Source organism: Dermabacter sp. HMSC08H10 (genome assembly GCF_001807585.1).
Classification (GTDB): Bacteria; Actinomycetota; Actinomycetes; order Actinomycetales; family Dermabacteraceae; genus Dermabacter; species Dermabacter hominis.
On sequence record NZ_KV789416.1, the window covers coordinates 70,588 to 93,731 of the forward strand.

A 23,144-nucleotide genomic window follows, 5' to 3' on the forward strand; every position below is an offset into this window, starting at 1 on the left:
CTCCTACGTCAAGAACAGTTCTTAAGCTGAGGGAACTCGCGAATAGCCTCGAACGTCCTAGTTAGCACGTCCTGACACCAATACACGACATTTCACGTGAAACACCACTGATGGGCTATATCAACATCCGAAGCCGGCCCCCACGCCAATAGGCCGCAACCGCTTTGATCCCACTCGACGCTTACACAAGACCTCCGCCCTTCGACCCAAATCCTTGCTATGCGTTTCTCACGCAGTTTCACGTGAAACAGATCCTTTCAAGTTTTGGCTAAAATCGAAGCTGGGAACATCAGCAAATAGTGAACCCGTGGAATCTCTTGTTCAATCGGGCCGGAGTCGTAAGAGCCTACTTTGGCGTTTCGCGTGAAACGCCTCAAAATCGATACGCCACACCCGCGTTAACGGACACACACAGCGGTAGAACGCCGCGGCTAAATGTGCAGCGCGCTTGTTTCACGTGAAACTCTTTTGAGTTGCGGCGAAGCGCATCCGAACTACCGAAACCGAAAGTCTCAAACCTCTTTGCTTATCGATGGCATGTTTCACGTAAAACGGTTAGCAACAAAGGGAGGCAGACGCGCGCAGCGATGTGAATAGCCAGGCAAGTTTCACGTGAAACGATGCTCTTCCTTTCGTAAGTTGAAAGCCTTCACGCGAATAGCGCTCGAGGGGACGAAATAGCTTGTGACCTTGATTCCAGGAACATTGTCCTGTTTCACGTGAAACGTTTAGCGCTAATTGTCGAATTAGTGACTCTTCGAGCAAAGTTGTCAATTTGGGAGAGAACCTTAGGCCGACCAGCACCCCAGCGGCAGTGTTTCACGTGAAACGAGGTTCCGAAGTTTACGCGACAAATAGTCCATATGATTGGTAAGGGTCTCGCGAATGGATGCCGGTCGTGGTGGTTTCACGTGGAACGCAAATCTGCAGCTTTGCTTGACCACGTAGGCGTGGCTTAGACAGAGAATAGGTTCCACGTGAAACACGGGGAGTTGCAGCCGAAGCTCAGAAGCAGGAAACACCGTGGTGCGGCCCATCCATAGGTCAGAGCTCTGCGGGGGCGGGTTAGGAGTCTGTTGGTAGTGCAATGCCACCCGGCAGGTCCGGATATCAACGGTGGGCCACCACGCGGAGACGGCTCCGCAAATGCAGCACAGTTTCACGTGAAACTCGAAAGAACGGGCGCCACAAAGCCTAAAAAGGGTACGTCGAATAAGAAATCCGCAAATTTACAACGATGTGGCGATTTGCCATGGCCGAAAGAGCTACTGACGGTTCCCGGAAAACAGTTCCACAAATATTCGACGACTAAGGGAAGCCGTCTAGGACCTGTCAGGCTCAGTCCTGCGGGAGTTCGAGGTCCTCAAGGCCGAGCTTCGCCACGATCCGTTCGAGATCGTCGAGGTTCGTGAACTCGAGCGTGACTTTACCTTTGCGCTTACCGACATCGATGCGCACCGGTGCCTCAAGCTTCGTCGACAGCTGCGAGGTCAGGGATACAACGCGCGGGTTGTACGAACTACGGCGAGTCACCGTGCGGGTTGCCGACGAGGATTCAACACCATTCGCAATAAGGCGCTCAACAGCGCGAACGCTCAGGCCTTCGCTCACGATGCGCTGGGCGAGCTCCTCCTGGAGCTGGACATCATCGAGTCCCAGAAGCGCGCGGGCGTGGCCCGCAGAAAGCGCGCCGGACTGGAGTCGACGCTGCACGAGGGGAGGGAGGCGAAGCAAGCGCAGGGTATTGGAGATCTGCGGGCGCGAGCGCCCAATGCGATCGGCGAGCTCATCCTGGGTGCAGTTGAAGTCCTCGAGGAGCTGGCCATAGGCGGCTGCCTCTTCCAGGGGATTCAGCTGCGAGCGGTGCAGGTTTTCGAGAAGCGCATCACGAAGAAGATCGTCGTCGGCAGTCGAACGCACGATCGCGGGAATCGACTTGAGGCCAGCGCGTTTCGCGGCGCGCCAACGGCGCTCACCCATGACGATCTCAAAGGATTCGCCATCGACGGAGTCGTTAACGGGACGAACGACAATCGGCTGAAGAACGCCGACTTCACGGAGTGAATAGGCGAGTTCGTCCAGTTGATCCTCGTCAAAAACCGTTCGCGGGTTGCGGGGATTTTCGCGGATCTCGGCGATCGGCACCTCGACAAACTCGGCGCCCGGCACGGGCACGAGACCGTCGTGGGACGGCTGTGCGGGCGCAGCAGCAGCCTGCGCATCTGCCTCCGACGGCACCTCAACCGGAGCGGTCGCGGAGGTTTTCGATGCGCTCTCGTCGTCGGCCTTACGCGCTGCCGCTGCGGGCTTAGCGGCGGCTTTCTTACCGTTTCGGCGCTTCGAGCGTGCATCGCGTGCCCACGAGTCAGCGAGCTCAAGATCGGCTGCGCGCCGACGCTCGCTCGACTTATCAGTGGATTCAGATTCGGAGCTAAAGAACATGTCGGCGCCGCGTGTGCCGGCTGGCTTCGACGCGGAAGCCTTGGGCTCAGCAGAGGCGGGGGTAGCGTCGGACCCCTTCTTCGAGGGTGAGGAGGACGCGGCAGGCTTGGGCGCAGCAGACTTCGAGGAGGCGCCGGAGCGCTGTGCCGAGGTGGGCGCCTTCGTGCCGACCGACTTCGCGGAAGGCTCGGGCGTGGGCGTGCTCTGCGCCTCGGGCTTCTCGGTTGCGGCAGGCTCGGAGCTGGGGATCAGTGCACCGATACCCCGACCAAGGCCACGTTTCTTCGCCATGATCTCCTCGTTTCAGTTCTTAGGCTCGGGGCGACGGGAAATCTCGTGCGCAGCGGCGCGGTACGCGAGAGCACCCGTGCTGTTGGGATCGTAATTCAAGACGGTTTGCGCGTAGCTCGGGGCTTCCGAAATGCGCACCGACCGGGGGATGACGGTATCGAGGGTTTGCGTGGGGAAGTGCGCACGCACATCCTCGGCCACCTGGGCCGCCAGGCGGGTGCGGGCGTCATACATCGTGAGCAGGATCGTCGAGACCACAAGGTCAGGATTGAGGTGCTTGCGGATGAGGTCGATGTTCTTCCACAGCATCGCGATGCCCTCGAGCGCGTAGTACTCGGCCTGGATCGGCATGAACACCTCGCGCGCGGCCACAAGGGCATTAATCGTCAAAAGCCCAAGCGAAGGCGGGCAATCGATGAGAACGTAGTCGAGGCGAGGAAGGTCCTTTTGCTCGCGTTCCTCGAAGTAGTCGGCAAGCGCGTTCTTGAGCCTGGATTCGCGCGCCACCATCGGAACAAGTTCGATCTCGGCACCCGAAAGGTCGATCGTCGCGGGGGCGCACTCGAGGGTGTCCGCTTCGGGAGAGGGGGTCACGATCGCCGAAAGCGGCTCATCCTCGATGAGCACGTCATAAAGCGAAGCGATTTCCGGATCGTGCGGGATGCCGAGAGCAGTCGAAGCGTTGCCCTGAGGGTCCGAATCGATCACGAGAACATTGAGACCGCCCTTGGCGAGCGCGACCGCAACGTTGACGGCGCTCGACGTTTTACCGACGCCGCCCTTCTGATTCGCGACAGCCATGATGCGGGTGTGTTCTGGCGCGGCGAAGGTCGCCTTCTCGAGGCGTTTGCGAAGCTCCATGTCGTTACGAAGCTGCCGCATGAGCGGTGTTTCATCGAGAGAGTTCTTCTTCTCAGCCACGACGCTGCCCCTTTCGCCCCGATACCTCACGAACGTGTGCTCGTACCACTGTAGTAGGAACCTCCACGGATGGATCTCCGAATTCCTCAACGCGAACATCGCATGCGCCAAGACGGGCGAGGGTCTTTTCCGCCTTCACGACTTCGTCGCGCGCGCTCTTGCCCTTCATCACCACGAGCTCGCCGCCGATGCGCACAAGCGGAACGGTCCACTTCGCGAGCTTGTCGAGCGCCGCAACGGCCCGCGCCGTCACCGCATCGAACTCCCGCTCACCATGAAGGTCCTCAGCACGAGCGCGCACAACCTCGACATTGACAAGATCCAGCTCCGCGACCGCTCGCTCAAGGAAGTCCACGCGGCGCTGCATCGTCTCGATGAGGGTCACGTCAATATCCTCGCGGGCAATCGCGATGACGAGCCCCGGGAGGCCGGCACCCGAACCTACATCCGCGAGCGATTCGACGAGGCCCGAGGGCCCGAGGGCACGCACCATGAGGGCGCAATTGATGACGTGCCGCTCCCAAATGCGATCGACTTCGCGGGGCCCAATGAGGCCCTCTTCCGCTCCGCGGGTACGCAGAATCTCCGCGTACTGCTCGGCGAGTATACGACGCTCACCAAAAAGATCGCGAGCGAGAGAGTCGAGGTGTGCGGGAGCAGGAAGCATCAGTCTTCGGGGTAGATCACGACGTGGCGGGTCTTGCCCTCACCGTCGGATTCCGAGTGCAGGCCGTGGCGCTTCGCAACATCGTGCACAACCTTGCGCTCAAACGGGTTCATGGGCCGAAGGGGAACGGGAACCTCGCCGTTCTTGGCCTGTTCGACCGCCTTCTCGGCAAGTTCCTCAAGCTCGCTCTTGTGGCTCGCGCGGAAACCACCGATGTCCAACATGAGGCGCGAGCGCACGCCCGTCTTCGTTTGAACGGCGAGCCGCGTGAGCTCCTGGAGGGCTTCGAGGAGCTCACCCTTCGGCTCGTTGAGGGCGCTCAGCTCGGCGGCGCCGCGGATCTCCACGGATGCGCGATCGCCGTCGACGTCAATGTCGATATCGCCATCGAGATCGGCGATGTCCATGAGTTCTTCGAGGTAGTCGGCGGCGAAATCGCCCTCCTCTTCGAGGCGCGCGAGGCGCTCGTCGGCGGGCGTCTGAGTGTCCACCGCGTCGTTGTCAAAAGTGTCGTTCTCGCTCATCGGGAATCCTTACTTCTTCTTGCGCTTCTTGCCGAGGGCGTTGCTCTGCTTCGAGCCGCCCGCCTTCTGTGCACCGTTTTGAGCGGCCTTCTTGCGTCGCTCTTCGATCGCCTTCGCTCGCTTCTCGCGGGCACGCTGGAGCATTTCTTCATCGCTCAGCTTCCGGCCGTTTTCGTACCGCTTCGGCTGCACGCGGATGCTCTCGGCTTTGGCCGCTTCCATCTCCTGCACGCGCTTGGACTTCTTCGGCGTGAAGTCAAGCGGCTCAAGACCCTGCTTCTCACGCTTCTTGTTGATGCGCTCGTGGCGAGCCTTTTCAGCGGCGGAACCGGGGGTCGGGTTCTTCGAGATCATCCACCACTGCTGGCCGAACGTCCACACGTTGGTCGTGAGCCAGTACCCGAGCACACCGATCGGCATACCGGGACCCGAGATCACGTAGATGAACGGGAGCATATAGAGCATCATCTTCTGCGTGGACGCCATCGGGCCTTCGAGAGCCGACGGCGGCATGTTGCGCATCGTCAGCTCCTTCTGCGTCAGGAACGTCACGAGCACCATGAGTGCGATGATGACGCCCGCGATGACCTTCGCGGACATGTCGCCGGTGAGGAACGAATCGGAGATCGTCGTACCACCGAAAATGCGCGCGTTGTGGGCGCTGTCGGCTAGCTCGGGCGTGAGGATGCCGAAGCTCTTATTGCTCTTTGCGGCTTCCGGCAGCTTGTAGAAAAGCACACGGAAAAGCGCGAAGAAGATCGGCATCTGAATGAGGACAGGAAGGCACGAGCCCACGGGGTTGGCGTCGTGCTCCTTGTAGACCTGCATCGTCTCGTTGGCCATGGCCTGACGGGACTCGGGGTCGGTCTTGCCCTTGTACTTCTGCTGGATCGCCTTGAGCTCGGGGGCTGCCATTTGCATGCCGCGCGAGCTCTTAATCTGCTTCACGAAGAGCGGGAAAATGATGATGCGGACCACGACCGTGAGCAGCACGATCGAGAGCAGCCAGGTCCAGCCCGAATCCGGGTCCATGACGAAGGACAGCAGTTTGTGGGCCTGGACCATGATCCAGACGACGACCCACTCGATGGGGTAAAGAATGTTCAACTTCGGCCTTTTCTTCCTGCCGCTCGCATGCGCATGACGGTCATGCGATGAGCGGCGTGAGGTCGGGTGTTCGGGTCAAGCCTAGTGGGTGTGGGCGAACTCGGGGCTTTCAGTGTCCCGCCCTGTGACGGGTTTCGGGTTTGTCCACATGCCCGGTGCGGGGGTCGGGTCGATCCCGCCTCGGCCCAGAGGATTGCAGCGAAGGATCCTCCATGCGGTGAGGAGAATCCCCTTGAAAGTTCCGTGGCGGCGGATCGAGTCGAGAGCATATTGCGAGCACACAGGCGTAAACATGCACGCGGCCGGCAGGTACGGGGAAATCCCTCGCTGGTACGCGCGAATGATTCCGACGGTTGCCTTCATCCCCGTGTCCCCTCGTGCGTAGAGCTGCGCTTGGCGAGCTTGCCGAGGGCGGAGGTGAGTGCGGAATCGACTTCACTGACGAGAGTGTCGTGCCCAATGTCGTTGATGCCGGCGCGCGTGCGCACAACCACGGTTGCGTACGCGGGTAGGCGATCGAGGCGGGCTCTCATGATTTCCCGCAGCCGGCGCTTGGTGCGGCTGCGGACGACAGAGTTGCCGACCTTTTTTGACACGACAAATCCCACGCGCGGCTCCTCCTGGATCCTTTTGACCTCCGGGGAGGAAAGGACCGCGAGGTGCACGACCACGTGGGATCGGGCCGCTGACACTCCCTGGCGGGTGGTCAGGCGGAAGTCGTCGTTGTGACGTAGGCGGCTCGCTGCCCGCACGTCACGCCGCGGCTCAGGCCGAGAGGGACGCGCGGCCCTTCGAGCGGCGCGCATTGATGATGGCGCGGCCCGCGCGGGTGCTCATGCGTGCGCGGAAACCGTGCTTCTTGGCGCGGCGGCGGTTGTTCGGCTGGAACGTACGCTTGGTCATCTTTTCTCTCCAAATAAATCGGGGCCCTCGTCTCCGGGAAGGAACCGCGTGGCGGCCGGAGGGCCCGGTTAAAGACGGCCCGTGGGGCCGGTGGTTTCGGGTGTGTGCGCGAAACCGAACGCGTCGGTTCCGTGAACACAGACTGATCGAGTCTAGAATCGCGCGGCTACCCGGTCAATGGAACGAGCCTCGATTCAGCGAAGTGTGCCTAGAATCTCATGGTTATCCCCAACGATTTAACAGAGTGTGCGCCTTCTTCCACGTCATTGGGCATAAATGTGGAAAACATGGTGGATAATTATGGACGTCCGCCGCACCCCCGATTCCCACGAGGAGCCCCCGAATGGACGAGACCGCACTCGATCGCGACGCGCTGTGGGCCGAGTGCCAACAGATCCTGCGCGCCGATGACTCGGTGTCGAATCGCCACCTCGCCTACGTCACCCTCTCCAGTTTGCGAGGGTTTCTCGAGGATACGGCCCTCATTGCGGTGCCAAATGCAACGGTCAAGGACCTTTTCGAGATGCGGATCCCCGATCAGCTTCGTTCGGCGCTCTCGCAGGCGATGGGCAAGCCCGTGACGTTCGCGGTGACGATCGACCCCACGCTGGGCCTCGACGACGAGCCAGAACCGAGCGCCCCATCGAGCACCGCCCCGGTGGACAACGTTGTGGATAACTCTGTGAATTCATCGGGATCAATCCCCGTCACCCCACGTCACGATGGGGATAACTCTGTGAATGTGGCATCGCCGTGGTCCCAGCAACCGTCGGACCCCACGCCCTATTCCCCCTACACGCCCGCCGAGGGAACCGACCGAGCCGAGGCACCGGCCAGCTCCAGCGACCTCCCCACCTCCTCGTCACTCGGAAACGATTCGCGGCTCAACCCGAAGTACACGTTCGCCACGTTCGTCGTGGGCGCCTCAAACCGCTTCGCTCAGGCTGCCGCCTACGCGGTCGCCGAACAGCCCGCACTCGCCTACAACCCCCTGTTCATCTATGGCGGATCAGGCCTCGGCAAAACCCACCTCCTGCACGCGACAGGTCACTACGCCAAGCAGCTACACCCAAACATCCAGGTCAGGTACGTAAATTCCGAGGAATTCACGAACGACTTCATCAACTCGGTGCAGTCGGGCCAGTTCGGTAAGGCCCAGGAGTTCCAGCGACGCTACCGCGACATCGACATCCTGTTGATCGACGACATCCAGTTCTTGCAGCGCGCACCCGAGACCCTCGAGGCCTTCTTCCACACGTTCAACACCCTGCACAACGCGAACAAGCAGATCGTCATCACCTCGGATCTCCCACCGAAACTCCTCGGCGGCCTCGAAGATCGCATGCGCTCGCGATTCGAGATGGGGCTCATGACGGACGTGCAGCCGCCGGACCTCGAAACCCGCATCGCGATTTTGCGTAAAAAGGTCGCAGCGGAGAACAACGAGGAGGTTCCTCGCGAGGTGCTCGAGTACATCGCGGAGAACATCTCCTCGAACATCCGCGAGCTCGAAGGTGCGCTTATTCGCGTACAGGCCCTGCACTCGCTCTCGAAGCAGCCCATGGACGTCGAGCTCGCGCAGAACGTGCTGAAAGACCTGCTTACGCACGATGGGGGTGCGGAGATCACGCCGAATCTCATCATCGCGGAAACGGCGGCGTACTTCGGTTTCGGCATCGATGAAATCAAGGGCACCGCCCGCACCCGTGCGCTCGTCACGGCTCGCCAGTGTGCGATGTATCTGTGTCGTGAGCTCACCGAGATGCCGCTCATGGCGATCGGTGATGCGTTTGGCGGGCGCGATCACACGACTGTGATCCATGCCTACAAGAAAGTTTCGACCCTCATGAAAGAACGTCGCGCCCTGTTTAACCAGGTCACGGAACTTACAGCGCGAGTGAAGGCGAACGCGCAGGAACAGGGGAGGCGCTGAGGTCCGACGGTTGCGGGCCGTGCAACGCTCCTGGTCAGGCCCGTAGTTTCCAGAATTGTGGATAACTTTGTGGAGAATGTGCACGCACGGCTCGCCTTTTGTGAGTTGCCAGCACACACGCACTCGCGAAAATGACAGTTATGCCCAATGCATCAACAGTTCCTCGTCGATCCTCACACCGAATCCGAAAGGTGTAGTTCTCGCTCTGACCAGCAATAATAGTGGTTATCCACAGCGTCAACAGGCGTAATTAAGACGGTTGTTTAAACTTGAGATGCGGGTAATGGGGAAAAGTCACGTGACAGCGCACGCTCGAGCCTCGACGATGTGGAATCCTTGGGGATGAGAATGACAAGCGTGTAATTTTGACCCGGGCGCGAAGCCAAGAATTTGGCTAAAGTTGGGAAGTACGCGCGAAGGCGCGAGAAGCTTTTTCGTAAAGGAGCCGAGGCGTGAAATTTCATCTTGATCGGGACGTGCTGAGCGATGCCGTTTCGTGGGCAACCCGCACACTCCCGCAGCGCCCCGCAATGCCCATCCTCCAGGGCGTGAGGATCGTTGCCGAAGAGGGCGAACTGAAGTTTTCGACCTTCGACTACGAAGTCAGTGCCCACATTTCCGTCGAAGCTGACATCGACGAACCAGGTGAGGTTCTCGTCCAGGGCAAGATGCTCAACGACATCGTGCGGGCGCTGCCCCACAAAACTGTGTCCGTCACGCACGAGGGCCCCAAGGTCGAAATCCTGTGTGGTTCCTCGCGGTTCTCACTCGCGACGCTCCCCGTTGCGGAATACCCCGTGCTTCCGGAGATGCCACCCGTTGTGGGCACCGTGGACTCGGGAACTTTCGCGCGGGCCATCTCGCAGGTGTCAATCGCCGCGAGCAAAGACGACGTCGTTCCCTTGCTCACCGGCGTTAAGGTCACGATCGACGGCGAAAAAGTCATGATGGCCGCGACCGACCGCTACCGCCTCGCCGTGCGCGAGTTCACGTGGAACCCCGCGAGCCCCTCGAGCGAACTGAGTGCCCTCGTGCGATCACGAACCCTTACCGAGGTGGCGCGATCGCTCAGCGGCGGCAACGTCGAGATTGCGCTCAATGAAGGCGAGACGGCAAACCTTATCGGTTTCGAATCCTCTGGCCGCCGCACGACCTCGACCCTCGTCGACGGCGATTACCCGCCCGTGCTGCGCCTGTTCCCGGACGTCACGCCGTACACCGTGAGTGTCGCGACAGCGCCCCTGATCGAGGCCGTTAAGCGCGTGAGCCTTGTCGCCGAGCGCAATACCCCTGTTCGCCTCACCTTCAGCGAGGGGCAGGTTGCCCTCGAAGCGGGCGACGGCGACGACGCACAGGCGAGCGAAGTCCTCGAAGCACAGGTCGATGGCGGCGATTTGGTCGTCGGCTACAACTCTGGCTTCCTTCTCGATGGCCTCGGTGCACTCGGCACCGACTTCACGCATTTCTCGCTTCCCGATTCGGTCAAGCCAACCGTGCTGCGTGGCCAGGAGTCGCTCGAAGCGGCGCCGGAGGAGCACTACCGCTACCTCCTCATGCCCATGCGCATCTGAGTTCCTGATTCTCGATGCACCTCAAGGCGCTCGAACTCCTCAACTACCGCTCCTACGCACACACCCTCCTTCGCTTCACGCCCGGGATCACCGTGTTTGTGGGTGCGAACGGCCAGGGCAAAACGAACATCGTCGAGGCCCTCTGGTACCTCGCGACCCTCTCTTCGCACCGAGTCGCCCATGACGCGGCCCTCGTGCGGCGAGGCGAGAAGACCGCAATCATCCGCGCGATGTGCGAACGCTCCGGCCGCGACGTGCGCATCGACATGCAGATCGCCCCCGGCCGCCCCAACGAAGTGCGCCTACATTCGCAACCACTCGCACGCGCCCGCGAGGTCCTCGGGCAGGTTCGCGCCGTGATGTTCTCTCCCGAAGATCTCGCCCTCGTCAAGGGCGAGCCCGAAGGTCGCCGGCGCTTCCTCGACGAGATCCTCTTCGAAATCGCCCCGCGCTTTGCGAGCATCAAATCGGATTACGACAAGGTTCTGCGCCAGCGCAACCACCTTCTGAAACAGATGCGGGCGATGAACAGGGGGCGAGGCGGCACACACGGGCCCTCCGACATTGGCGGCATGGACCCGCGCGAAGCCGCCGAATCGACTCTCGCCGTTTGGGATGAGCAGCTCGCGCGTCGCGGAGCTGAACTCATGCGCGCGCGCCTCCACCTCGTGAATCGCTTGCGACCCCACGTTGGATACTCCTACCTGCGGGTTTCAAGCGATGAAGGCGCCGACCCTAACCTCGGTCTCGGCCCCGACGGCCGCGGCGCCGTCACGAGCCCCGCGAACATCCGCTACACCTCGACCATTCTCGAGGGTGACCTCGCCGCCGCGAGCGACGCCGAAACGACGCGCGACGAACCTCCGCTGCCGAGCCTCCAGCAGCTCCACGACGCCCTCCTCGCCCACATCGCCGAACGCCGCGACGACGAAATCGAGCGAGGCGTAAGCCTCGTGGGCCCCCACCGCGACGACCTCGAGATCCGCCTCAGTGACTTCCCCGCCAAGGGGTACGCGAGCCACGGCGAATCATGGTCGCTCGCCCTCGCGCTCCGCCTCGGCTCCTACGACCTCCTCACGATCGAAGAAGGCGACCTCGGCGACGGTGAACCGATCCTCATCCTTGACGATGTCTTCAGTGAACTCGATGCCCACCGCCGCGAACGCCTCGGCCGCATCATCAAAGGCGCCGCGCAAGTGCTCATCACAACCGCCAACGACGCCGACATCCCCCGGTCTATCGGCGACGACGTGCACGTCATTGACGTAGTCAAGGGTTCCGCTACCGCGCGTGACGACGGACCTCGAGGGGCGAGTAGTCAGGGGGCCACGTGGTGAACGGCGATAACCGTGCATCCCTCAACCCCTATGCGCTCGGGACGTGGCAACGCCGCCCCGGGCAGGGCTACCCCGGGCAGGGTCGGCTTGAGCAGGGTCGTCCTGACGAGCAGAGCGGTCGCCCAGTTCCGCTAGGCGGCACGGCGAGCAGCGGCAGTGAAGCGCAGCCGCACCATGAGAAACGTGGGGTCCCGGAGGGCGAGGCAAGCGTCGGAACGGAGTTGAGCGAGGAACTCACGCCCGACCCTGATGCGCGGCCCCGTGACTTCGCGCGCCCCGAAGAGCTCGGCCGGCGCGCCCTCAACCAGGCTCGCGCCGCCGCCAAGAAGCACGGATACCGGCCGCGTGCGAGTAGGCTGACGCGCCCCAAGGGCGATCCGCGCGGCGAGCGATCGCAGGGAGCGGGGTATTCGGGGGCGCGGCCCGATCCGCGCGATCCGCAGCGTCTGAACACCGTGCTCGAAAAGATGCTCGTAAACCTCGGGTGGGATCGGGGCCTGAGCGCGGGGCGTGTGCTCGCCGAATGGGACGACATCGTGGGGCCCGCTATCGCGCAGCATTGCCACATCGAGAGTTTCGAGGAGGGCGTGCTCGTGGTAAGCACCGACTCCTCCGCGTGGGCGGCGCAGCTTCGAATGCTCGGCCCGCAGATCATTACGCGAATCCACGAACGGGTGGGTGCCCAGGTCGTGAGCGAAATCAAGGTTGCTGGACCGAGTACGCAATCGTGGAAAAAAGGGCGCCGCACGGTAACGTGGCGCGGCCCGCGCGACACCTACGGGTAGTGCAGCCGCGAGGAAAGTGGTGAAAAATCGCCCCCTCACGTAGGTAGATGCCGCTTTTTGGCTCTTTTTCACCACTTTCGTGATCGGGGGAGGTGGTGAGGAGGGGTGAAGGCTGGTGAGGAGGGAGGAGTTAGGGGTGGTGCTGGCGGTGCTGGGTGGTGTGAGGCGCAAAGGAGGGCCGGAGCCACCCGGCTCCGGCCCTCCTTTTACAGGGACACCTATGGATCAGGCCCGACGCCTGCGAGCGATCATCGCGCCACCCGCTGCAAGGAGCGAGAATGCCACACCTGCAACGGCGAGGCTTTCCGCACCCGTGCGCGGAAGCGGGCCGCGCGCCCGCGAGGGAGCAGTGGGCTTCGAGTGATCGGCATCGTCGTCCGAGTCGCTGATCGGAATCGTCTTGCCGCCATCGGAAGCATCAGCGGAGTCATCAGCTTCTCCGTCAGCATCCCCATCTGCGGGAGCCTCGTCCTTCGGCTCGTCGACGGGAGTGCCCGAGTCACCGGAAGGCTTCCCCACCTCATCGTCGGAGGGAAGATCAACCGCGGGAGCGGCCGACGTGCTCACGTCCCAGTTCTTCGCAAAGAAGTTCGCCGGGTCGATCGTGCTGTTCTTGGTTGCCCAGTCGATCATGAGATCGCGGATCGCCATCTGCTCGTCATAGACAACCTCGGCCTCCTTGACGGCCGGATAGCCCGAACCGCCCGACTGGCGATAGTTGTTGAGCGCGAGGATGAACTCGTCGTTATCCTTCACGGGGGTACCGTCGGGCCACGTGAGGTTCTCGATGCGCTTCCCAACGGGCTTGGAGATGTTGATGTGGTAGCTCACGCCCGAGAGAACGTCGTAGGAGTAGTCGGGAATGCCGCGGGTCATGCCGTCGTACTGGGCGTTCGTGACGGTCGACCAATCGTCGATCTTCGCGCCCTCCTCCTGCTGCTTGTAGTAGCGAGCCGAGTGCTCGAGATATTCCTTGAGCTGAGTGCCATTCATCTTCACGCCCAAGAGGGTGTTGTCGTAGATGTAGAGCGAAGCCATATCGGCGATCGTGACATCGCCCTTCTTGAACACGGCCTCGCGTGAGAACGGCGAGGCTTCAGCAACGATCGGCAGGCCTTCGTTCTTTGTGCCCTTCATCGCGCGCTTGATCTCTTCGGTCTGCACGTAGTTGATGAAGTCGAGGATCGCGGTGTCTTCCCAGGCCGAAGTGGCGGCGGGCATGTCCTCAGTGGCCTTGGCGACGACCGTCTCGACCCATTTCTTGGTCTTCTCGTGCCAATCGGAAATGAGCTTCTCAATCTCCAGATCGGCCGCGTAATCCGCGGCCTTGACGGCTTCGGCGCTCGGCTTCTCCTGCTCGTTCCAGTCGACTACGACCTTGCCTTCCTTATCGAGGCTCAGTGGGATCGTCACGTTCGAAAGGAAACGCCCGTGGTAGCCAGGCTGCGTGAAGAGAACCTCGTGGCCCTCTGGGTTCTTGTAGTAGTTCTGCACCTGATCGGTCTGGTGCGAGTGGCCACCGATCACCACGTCAACGCCGGTCGTGTTCTCGGCGATCGAGCGCGCGGCATTCTCCTGAAGGTCAGCGGCCTTCCACTCGTAACCCTCCGGGTCGAGGCCGGTGTGGGCGAGAACGACGACGACATCCGCGCCCTTCTCCTTGACCTCGGGAACGTACTTCTGGACGGCCTCGACTTGGTCGCCGAAGTTCAGGGACTCAACCTTCTTGCCGTCCCAGCCGGGGATGCCGGGCGTGACGACGCCGATCACGGCGATCTTCACGTCGTGGCCATCGGCAGTCTTCTTGTTCACGAAGGTGTAGGGCTCGAGGTAGGGCTTGCCGGTCTTTTTATCGGTGACGTTAGCGCCGAGGAGCGGGAAGTCGAGAGCGCCCTTGTAGTCCTGGAGTTCGTCGAGGCCGTAGTTGAACTCGTGGTTGCCCACAACGCCGGCGTCGTACTCGAGGTAGTTGTAGATCGTCGCGATCGGGTCAACGTCACCCTTGGCGTGGTCGCGCTTGTAGACCGTCTCGAGGGAGGACCCCTGGTTCGCGTCGCCGTTGTCGAGGAGAGCAACAGCGCTCTCGCCCTTGTCCTTGCGGATCTCCGTGATCGCGGTTGCGAGGTGGTCCATGCCGCGAAGGTTCTTCGGTTCCTCAGGCGTGCCGAAAGGCTTGCCCGTGAAGTAGTTGTAGTTCAGCGCCGTGCCGTGGGTGTCGGTCGTCGCAAGAATCGTGATGTCGTCGATGTCGGTTCGGTCGCCGTCGGCCGCGAACGCGGGGGCACCCGCGGTCAAAAAGAGTAGGCCTGTGAGCGCAGCTGCTGTTGCTTTGCGCATGGGATATCCTGGTGAAGGTGGGGGGACAATAACGGGCTTTTCGGAATTTAAGCGCAGAAAGTTACGGGTGGGTGAACGGCGGGGCACGGCACAGAGTCGCTTTGACAGGGCCGGAAGGTTCCGACGGATGACCAGGTCTTTCGTTTTTTCCGTGTCATTTTTTGAGCAACCGGCCACCTAAGTCCCGCAATGTGTCTAGGCTTCTGTGATAACTGAGTCACAGAGCCGCTTCTCGTTCTTCCCTTGGCCCCGGCCCGGCGCGTTGCAGATCCCGGTGTTCTCGGTTTGATTCCTCGCAGTTTTATTCAAAGGAGAACAGCGTGTCCCCAGGCTTTATGCGCAAGGTGTTTGCCGCGTTGTCGGTGAGTGCTGTCGCCGCAGGTTTTGCCGTTCCGGCAGCGCTCGCTGCGCCTACCGATGACTACGAATCAGCGCCGGCGATCTCGCAGATTCAGCGTGCGGCGATTCAGAAACAGCGTGAGAAGCGGGGCACCCGCCCCGTGTCTAACAAGCGCGTGCGCGTCGTCGTCATGCTGAAGGAGCAGCCGTCGGCCCCGAGCGAATCCGGCGAGAGGAGCCGCCTTTCGAACCAGGCAAAGTTGCTTGAGTCGTGGAAGGCGAAGTATGACCTGAAGGTGGATCGACAGTTCGGGTATCTCGTCAATGGCTTCAGCGCCGAAATGCCCGAGGGCAAGATCCAAAACCTCGCGACCGAGAAGCAGGTCGCCTCGGTGCGCCGCGAGCGCGTGTACTACCAGAGCGAGTATTCGGCGCGTGAGCTCCAGGGTGTTGCCCAGGCATATAAGGACTTCGGCGTTGACGGCGAAGGCACTGTAATCTCGATCATCGACTCGGGCGTGTACGCCCAGCACCCGGATATGCGCCTTGACGACGGTGTCTTCAAGAACGCAAAGATCACGAGCATCAATCCCGAAGCGGCCGGCAAGTTCAATGAGAAGGTGCCGACGGGCTACAACTACGCGGACGACAACTTCGAGGTCATGGACCTCACCGATTCGCAGCACGGTCAGCACGTTGCGGGTATTACCGCAGCGAATGGCTCCGAGGGGGACACCCCTGACTTTGCCTCCACGGGCCGTATCGATGGCGCAGCACCAAACGCGCAGTTGCTGGCGATGAAGGTCTTTTCGAACGACCCGAAGAAGTCCTCGGGGGCGAATGATGGCGACATCATCGCCGCGATCGAAGACTCGGTGAAGCTCAAGGCCGATGTCATCAACATGTCCCTCGGCAGCCCGAACGGTGTTCCGGATCTTTCCGACGGCGCCTATGAGGCCATGAAGAAGGCCCGCGAAGAGGGCGTGATCACGCTCGTGGCAGCCGGGAATGAGGGGCAGAACTTTTCACTCGAGGGTGGGCCGGACGACGTGCTCGGTCGCCTCGATGACGGTACGGCGGGCAGCCCCTCGACGAACGATTCCGCGTTCTCGATTGCCTCGGTGAATAACTCGACGCTGAGTGTTCCGCTCGCCTATTTCGAGGCGAACGGCGAGCGCACCGATATCGGCTACCTCGAGGGCGTGGGTGAGCCCGACGCCAAGCCTCACCCGTATCAGTACGTGGGTCTCGGCCGCCCGGAGGACTACAAGGACGGCATCGACCTCAAGGGCAAGTACGCGCTCATTTCGCGCGGCGAGATCTCGTTCGCGGAAAAGTTCCAGTACGCCCTTGACCACGGCGCGGAAGGCGTCATGGTGTTCAACAGCGATGGCGAAGAGGGCTACCGCGGCATGGCGGGCATCGACAAGTTCAAGACCTTCGGTGCGGCCCTCACGAACGAGCAGGGCCACCAGCTTCTCGATGCGCTCAAGGCTGACCCGAACGCGACGGTCACCTTCACGGACCAGATGAAGCAGGATCCGGCTCCCGACGGCCTTGAGCCCAGCTCCTTTACGTCGTGGGGTACCCCGAACGACCTGTCGTTCAAGCCTCAGCTCGCGGGCATCGGCGGCAACGTGTACTCGACCGTCGGCGAAAACGAGTACGAGAACATGAGCGGCACGTCGATGGCGACCCCGAATGTCGCGGGTCTCAGCGCGCTTCTCACGCAGAAATTCGAGGAGCGCTTCCCGAACATCACGGGTAAGGAACGTGTTGAGCTCATCGAAACCTCACTCATGAATACCGCGAAGATCCTCGAGAACGAGGACGGTACCCCGTACCTCCCGCGCCAGATCGGTGCGGGTCTCGCGGAGGTCGATCGCGCGCTCGCAACTGACGTCACCGCTACCGTTGACGGCGAGGCAGCCGTCGCACTCAAGCAGATCAACGGGCCGACGACCTTCACGGTCACGCTCACGAACCGCGGCGATCAGGACCGCACGTTCAGCATCCCCGCGCAAAAGGTGCTCGGGGAAACAAATGAGCCGGGAAAGCCGACTCTTGCCACGGTCTCGAATGAGACGCTGGCGGCGTCGGCCTCGAACGTGACCGTGCCCGCGGGCGGAACCGCCACGGTGCAGTTCACCCTCACCCCGCACACCGCTGCGGGCAATCACTTCATCGAGGGCTGGGCCCAGTTCAAGGGCGAGAATGGCGCGCTTGACATTGCCGTTCCCTACCTCGGTTTCGTGGGTGACTGGAATGAGGAGAACATCATCCAGGAGCCGGGCAAGCCGTGGATCGACGATGGCCCCGCCGACAACACGAACCTCGTGGGCTCCCTCGGTGAGGCCACAACCCAGCTCAACAACCCCGATGAGAAGCCGCTCGCGCTCTCCCCGAACGGCGACGGCGTTCTCGACACGGTGACCCCGGGCATGCTGCTCATGCGTAACGCGGATGAGGTCGAATACGAGATTCTCGACGCGAACGGCAAGGTTATCGCGAGCCTCGGCAAGGATGAGATGCTGCGACGCATGATCGGCTCGAAGGTGCCGACCGCGTTCGACGGCGACCTCACGTTCATGGGCCGTTCGTTCGACGGCACGCTGTGGGATAAGTCGACGGGTAAGCAAACGCCGCTTGCCGACGGCTCCTATACGTTCCGCCTCAAGGCACGCATCGCCGAGGGCTACGAGCCGCAGATCACGGACCTGCCGTTCACGGTAGACACCGCGGCGCCCACGATCGACATTCTCGATAAGGAGCCGGGCCGCGTGCATTTCACGGCCGTCGATAATCAGGGCGGCACGGGCATTCTCGACGATCCGATTGTGCTCGATGCGAGCGGAGAGAAGGTCACGGTTGAGAAGAAGACCGACGGCAGCTTCGTCGCCACGTTCGATCCGGCAACCCCGTACGTCACGGTGGGCGCCGTCGATCGCGGCTTCAACGAGGCCTCCACCATCGTCACGTTCAGCGATGCGCCTTTGTTCGTCAACGTGAACGGGCACAGCATCCCCGAGGGGGAGAGCGCGTACGTGGGTAAGGATTCCGACGGTGCCCTCGAAGTGTCGGGCGTTGTCCAGGGCGAGGTTTCCCGCGTCACCGTGAATGGTGAGGACGCGAAGATTACCGATGGCACGTTCGAGTACGTCGATAAGGCCTACAAGGGCCCGAACCCGTACACGCTCGAGGTCATCGCCTACGACGCTTCCGGTAAGGAGATCGCACGGCGCACGATCACGGTCGAGCAGGACGCGCAAGCGCCCACCATCACGATCGACAAGAGCGCGCTCAACGACAATGGCAAGCTCGTTGTGGGCGAGGACGGCAGCTTCACGCTCTCCGGCACGATTACCGATGAGCGCGAGAATGCCAACCTGAAGGCGTGGATCTTCAACGAACCTGTCGAGGTCAAGCCGGATGGCACCTTCACGTACACCGGGAAGGTCGATCCGAGTGTTCCCGTCGTGACCGTGGTGGCGAGCGATGGCGCCACGGAGGGCACCCTCGATGTCGAGATCGAGGGCCGCGAGGCGCCCGCCCCCGAGGAGAAGCCCGAGGACAACGGCTTTGCTCGCCCGACCTACGACATCGAGACGTGCGATGCGGAAGAGAACTGGTGCGATATCAGCTCGAAGAGCGAGGGCGTAAGTGAGGATGGAAAGACTCTCCACCTCACCGGCAAGATCCAGGATCCCGTGAGCTCGATCGAATTCATCCCGACGTCGCGTGCGAAGGACGGCACGATCACGAGGAACGAACCGATTGCGGCAACGATCGAGGGCGACACGTTCAGCGTTGACCTCCCGATCGACGTGGGAATCATCGATTTCCACCAGATCGTGAAGGACGACAAGGGCAAGGAGCAGTTCAGTGGCTCGTTCCGCCTATGGGTGGATATCAAGCCGCCGAGCCTCCACTTCACGGAGCCTGGCCTCGTCGGCGGCACGCTCTACACGAACACCGACGACGTGACCTTTAAGGGATCGATCAGCGATGACGGCTGGGGTCACTACCTCGCGATCAACAACGAGTACCTGACCGACTTCGTGCGGCACAACCACCCCGGTGAGGAGGTTAATCGCCAGGAGTTCGAGCACCTCGTCACCGTCCGCGACGGCGACAAGCTCCTCGTGTACTCGAACGACTCGATGGGCAATGAACTCGTTGCGATCATTCCCGTCGTTGTCGACAAAGAGGCTCCCACCGTTGGCATCGACACCGTCAAGGACATGGAGGTGATCCGCGACCAGCGCGAGCTCGAAGCGTGGGGCGAGGATCCAAACCTCGCCAACGTCGCGGTGAGCCTCAACGGGAAGGAGATCTACAACGAGGACACCGAGCTGACGAGCAAGGCCGCAACGATCGACGGCGTGCTCGCGCCGCCCGAGACGACCGACGGCGATAATGCTGGCGAGGTCGCCCCGAACAGCGTGAATGCTGAAGAGGCGGCTTCCGATGCAGGCGATAGGAGCGTGCCTGAGCCGACGACCGTCGTGGATGGCACCGAGACAAGCACCGCGCAAACCCGGCTCGGCACGAGAATCAAGACGGCCGATCTTCCGGTTGGTTTCTACACGGCAAGCGTGAAGACGACGGATCTTGCCGGCAACGTCACGACGCACACCACGACGTTTATCGTCGACGACGATGCCGTGATCGAAGGACCCGACACGGTGGCCTTCGAGGTCGAGCAGGGTGCGCTCGCTGACCAGGCAGCCGCCGCGAAGACGGTGCTCAGCCACTTCACGGTGACCGACGACGGCTCGGCGTTCAAGGACGGCGACACGACTCTCGCGCTCGCCCCCGGCACGGTCCTCGTGCCAGGCGAGCAGAAGGTCACGCTCGTCGCGACGGATGCCGACGGTCGCTCGGTTGTGCGTGTCGTGACGGTGACCATTACCGAGAAGCAGAAGGCGCCCGAGTCCAGCACTCCGGAGAACCCGGCGACCCCGGGCGATGACGCTCCCGAGCGCCCCGCGAACCCGGATACCGATGGCGGGAGGAACCCCGGTAAGCCGCCCGTGAAGGGTGGCGGCGAGGGTTCTCAGGCCCCGGGTAAGTCCGACGGTTCCTCGGCCGAACGCCCGTCGAGGATTCCGTCGAAGGATGCCACCTCGCGTCGCGGTTCGCATATGCCGCGCACAGGTGCGGAGATCGCGGCTACCGCGGGTGTTGCGGCGCTCATCGTGCTCGGTGGCGTGGTGGCCGTCGTTGTTGCTCGCCGGAGAGGCGGCAAGTAGCAAGCGGCGAATAGAGAACAGGGCTGTGATGTTGTAAGGCCCTGATGTGGCTCGGAAACGGGCCGAGAAATGGTGGGGTGCTGGAGGCCGGCAAGCGTCGGACTCCGCACCCCACCTTTTTCCCTTTGAATTGCATAGGGGTTGTGGGGGTTATTCCGCCCCGCCCCTTTGGATTGCATAGGGGTTGTGGGGGTTATTTCGGTCTGGCCCGGTCCGCTCCGCCCCGTCCTGCTCCGGTCCGCCCCGGCCCACTCCGCACCGCCGGGTGGTTCAAACCCCCGTTAGCCCTATGCAATTCGGAGTTGTCGGTCGCCCAAACCCCCACAACCCCTATGCAATTCAAGGGGGGAGGGGTTGTGCCGCCCGACACACGCCACCTCGATCTGTACGCATGAACGCACTTTCATCGATGCTGTGCGGTAAAATTTGAGGGTTGAGAGTGGTCGAGACTCGCTCAGCGGCCCGCAAACGGCCCTGAGAGGCCACGGGCCCCCACGGTGGGCCTGGTCCCCTACACAGGGGTCGTCGTGGTTTACGGGCCCTCGATCCTCACACCCGGGCTCAACCGACCCGGCGTTGACCATCAAGGAGATTCCTTCGTGAGCGAAGCCCAGGAAAACGCACCGCATTACGACGCCTCGGACATCACCGTCCTCGAAGGCCTCGAGGCGGTTCGTAAACGCCCAGGCATGTACATCGGTTCGACTGGCGAGCGCGGCCTGCACCACCTCGTGTACGAAATCGTCGACAACTCGGTTGATGAGGCGCTCGCGGGCTACGCGAGTGAGATCACCGTGGACGTCCTCGAGGACGGCGGCGTGCGCGTGATCGACGATGGTCGCGGTATTCCCGTGGCGATGCACCCCACCGAGAAGAAGCCCGCCGTTGAGCTCGTGCTGACGGTGCTCCACGCGGGCGGCAAGTTCGGTGGCGGCGGCTACGCGGTCTCGGGCGGTCTGCACGGCGTGGGCTCGTCCGTCGTGAACGCGCTTTCGAAGCGCCTCGAGGTCGAAATTAAGCGTGACGGTTACGTGTGGCGCCAGCAGTACACGCACGGCGTGCCGAACGCCCCGCTCGAAAAGGGTGAGGAAACCACCGAGACCGGCACGAGCGTGACGTTCTGGGCCGACGGTGACATTTTCGAGACCACCGAGTACGAGTTCGAGACGCTGCGTAAGCGTTTCCAGCAGATGGCCTTCCTCAACAAGGGCCTCAAGATCACGCTCACCGATCACCGCCCGGTCGAGGATCCCGTTGACGATGATCTTCCCGATCTCGACAATCTCGACCAGGATGTCGACGAAAACGATGGCATCAACGATGCGGCGCGCCCCACCGAGGCTGGCGCCGACACCGCGGAGAAGCCCAAGACGAAGTCCGTGACGTTCCTGTACGAGCAGGGCCTTGAGGATTTCGTCAAGTACATCAACAAGCAGAAGCGTGCCGAGGTGATCCACCCGGAGATCATCAGCTTCGAGAGCGAAGACACCGACCACATGATCTCCGTGGAGATCGCGATGCAGTGGACCTCCGCGTATTCGGAATCGGTGCACACGTACGCGAACACGATTAACACGCACGAGGGTGGCACGCACGAAGAAGGCTTCCGCAGCGCGCTCACCGGCGTGATCAACCGCTACGCGCGAGCGAACAACCTCATGAAGGAAAAGGACGCGAACCTCACGGGCGAAGACATCCGCGAGGGCCTCACGGCCGTTGTGTCCGTCAAGCTCGGCGAGCCTCAGTTCGAGGGCCAGACGAAGACCAAGCTCGGTAACACGATCGCGCGCACGTTCGTGTCGAAGGTGATGACCGACAAGCTCGCGGACTGGGCGTCGGCCCACCCGAATGAGATGAAGACGATCGTCACGAAGGCGCAGTCGGCGGCCGCGGCCCGCGAGGCAGCCCGCAAGGCGCGCGATGCGACCCGCCGCAAGTCGCCGCTTGAAACGGGCGGGATGCCCGGCAAGCTTCGCGACTGCTCGAGCCGCAACCCCGCGATCAGCGAAATCTTTATCGTCGAGGGTGACTCGGCAGGCGGTTCGGCGGTTTCGGGCCGCGACCCGAAGACCCAGGCGATCCTCCCGATCCGCGGCAAGATCCTTAATGTCGAAAAGGCGCGGCTTGATCGCGCTCTCGACAACGCGGAGGTGCGTTCGCTCATTACGGCGTTCGGCACGGGCATTGGTGAGGATTTCGATCCCACGAAGCTGCGCTACCACAAGATCATCCTCATGGCGGATGCCGACGTTGACGGCCAGCACATTTGCACGCTTCTGCTCACGCTGCTGTTCCGGTACATGCGCCCGCTCATCGAGCTCGGGCACGTCTTCATCGCGATGCCGCCGCTGTACCGCCTCAAGTGGACGAACGCGCCACACGAGTACGTGTTCAGCGATGCGGAGCGCGACCGCAAGCTCGAAGAGGGCCGCGCGGCCGGTAAGCGCATCCCGAAGGACAACGGCATCCAGCGCTACAAGGGTCTCGGCGAGATGGACTGGCGCGAGCTGCAAACCACCACGATGGACCGGGACCTTCGCACCCTCAAGCAGGTGACGATGGACGAGGCCGCCGACGCCGACGCGGTGTTCAGCGTGCTTATGGGTGACGACGTCGATGCGCGTCGCCGGTTCATTCAGGAAAACGCGAAGGACGTGCGCTTCCTCGATATCTAAACCGGTGCCCCGAGGGGTAAGCAGCGGTTATTGAGAGAGCATTCACGCGAGGAAGAGTAG

15 protein-coding genes are annotated in these 23,144 nt (G+C 62.1%); 6 read left to right on the plus strand and 9 right to left on the minus strand.

Annotated elements, in window-relative coordinates; translation table 11 throughout:
- Positions 1-1,338: 1,338 nt before the first annotated feature.
- The 8 genes from HMPREF3176_RS01530 to rpmH all read right to left on the minus strand — a co-directional run bounded on the left by HMPREF3176_RS01530 (position 1,339) and on the right by rpmH (position 6,855).
- Positions 1,339-2,733, minus strand: coding sequence for a ParB/RepB/Spo0J family partition protein (locus HMPREF3176_RS01530; RefSeq protein ID WP_070457657.1), 1,395 nt, complete (start codon positions 2,731-2,733; stop codon positions 1,339-1,341).
- A gap of 12 nt (positions 2,734-2,745) precedes the next feature.
- The gene (locus tag HMPREF3176_RS01535; protein WP_070457771.1) at positions 2,746-3,615 is read right to left on the minus strand and encodes a ParA family protein; all 870 of its coding nucleotides are present in this window, start codon (positions 3,613-3,615) and stop codon (positions 2,746-2,748) included.
- Between the two features lie 31 nt (positions 3,616-3,646).
- A complete protein-coding gene (gene rsmG / locus HMPREF3176_RS01540; protein ID WP_070457658.1) occupies positions 3,647-4,321 on the minus strand; it encodes a 16S rRNA (guanine(527)-N(7))-methyltransferase RsmG in 675 nt (224 codons plus the stop codon).
- Entirely contained in the window at positions 4,321-4,845 is a 525-nt protein-coding gene (locus HMPREF3176_RS01545; protein ID WP_070457660.1) for a Jag family protein, read from the minus strand. Before HMPREF3176_RS01545 ends, rsmG begins: the two co-directional genes overlap by 1 nt.
- Before the next feature lie 9 nt (positions 4,846-4,854).
- Positions 4,855-5,952: a membrane protein insertase YidC gene (yidC, locus tag HMPREF3176_RS01550; protein WP_070457662.1), complete on the minus strand. Its 1,098-nt coding sequence runs from the start codon at positions 5,950-5,952 to the stop codon at positions 4,855-4,857.
- Between the two features lie 81 nt (positions 5,953-6,033).
- Positions 6,034-6,315 carry a membrane protein insertion efficiency factor YidD gene (gene yidD, locus HMPREF3176_RS01555; RefSeq protein ID WP_070457664.1) on the minus strand — a complete coding sequence of 94 codons (282 nt, stop codon included), beginning with the start codon at positions 6,313-6,315 and terminating at the stop codon, positions 6,034-6,036.
- Positions 6,312-6,758, minus strand: a complete 447-nt coding sequence (gene rnpA, locus HMPREF3176_RS01560) for a ribonuclease P protein component (RefSeq protein ID WP_226998092.1) — start codon at positions 6,756-6,758, stop codon at positions 6,312-6,314. Before rnpA ends, yidD begins: the two co-directional genes overlap by 4 nt.
- Positions 6,718-6,855, minus strand: a complete 138-nt coding sequence (rpmH, locus tag HMPREF3176_RS01565; RefSeq protein ID WP_016663525.1) for a 50S ribosomal protein L34 — start codon at positions 6,853-6,855, stop codon at positions 6,718-6,720. Before rpmH ends, rnpA begins: the two co-directional genes overlap by 41 nt.
- A gap of 343 nt (positions 6,856-7,198) precedes the next feature.
- Here rpmH and dnaA point away from each other — a divergent pair, with 343 nt between their 5' ends.
- The 4 genes from dnaA to HMPREF3176_RS01585 all read left to right on the plus strand — a co-directional run bounded on the left by dnaA (position 7,199) and on the right by HMPREF3176_RS01585 (position 12,481).
- The gene (dnaA, locus tag HMPREF3176_RS01570) at positions 7,199-8,788 is read left to right on the plus strand and encodes a chromosomal replication initiator protein DnaA (RefSeq protein WP_070457667.1); all 1,590 of its coding nucleotides are present in this window, start codon (positions 7,199-7,201) and stop codon (positions 8,786-8,788) included.
- A gap of 452 nt (positions 8,789-9,240) precedes the next feature.
- Positions 9,241-10,359, plus strand: a complete 1,119-nt coding sequence (gene dnaN, locus HMPREF3176_RS01575; RefSeq protein WP_016663527.1) for a DNA polymerase III subunit beta — start codon at positions 9,241-9,243, stop codon at positions 10,357-10,359.
- 14 nt (positions 10,360-10,373) lie between these two features.
- On the plus strand, positions 10,374-11,696 hold the full coding sequence (recF, locus tag HMPREF3176_RS01580; protein ID WP_016663528.1) for a DNA replication/repair protein RecF: 1,323 nt from the start codon (positions 10,374-10,376) through the stop codon (positions 11,694-11,696).
- Positions 11,693-12,481: a DciA family protein gene (locus HMPREF3176_RS01585; protein ID WP_246826616.1), complete on the plus strand. Its 789-nt coding sequence runs from the start codon at positions 11,693-11,695 to the stop codon at positions 12,479-12,481. Before recF ends, HMPREF3176_RS01585 begins: the two co-directional genes overlap by 4 nt.
- Before the next feature lie 225 nt (positions 12,482-12,706).
- Here the strand turns inward: HMPREF3176_RS01585 and HMPREF3176_RS01590 are convergent, their stop codons facing one another.
- Positions 12,707-14,818, minus strand: coding sequence for a bifunctional metallophosphatase/5'-nucleotidase (locus tag HMPREF3176_RS01590; protein WP_070457669.1), 2,112 nt, complete (start codon positions 14,816-14,818; stop codon positions 12,707-12,709).
- A 320-nt stretch (positions 14,819-15,138) separates the two neighbouring features.
- Here HMPREF3176_RS01590 and HMPREF3176_RS01595 point away from each other — a divergent pair, with 320 nt between their 5' ends.
- Together HMPREF3176_RS01595 and gyrB are read left to right on the plus strand one after the other, a co-directional pair.
- Complete coding sequence (locus HMPREF3176_RS01595; RefSeq protein ID WP_141742324.1) at positions 15,139-20,409, plus strand: S8 family serine peptidase; 5,271 nt, start codon at positions 15,139-15,141, stop codon at positions 20,407-20,409.
- 599 nt (positions 20,410-21,008) lie between these two features.
- Positions 21,009-23,084: a DNA topoisomerase (ATP-hydrolyzing) subunit B gene (gene gyrB, locus HMPREF3176_RS01600; protein WP_016663533.1), complete on the plus strand. Its 2,076-nt coding sequence runs from the start codon at positions 21,009-21,011 to the stop codon at positions 23,082-23,084.
- Positions 23,085-23,144: the final 60 nt, after the last annotated feature.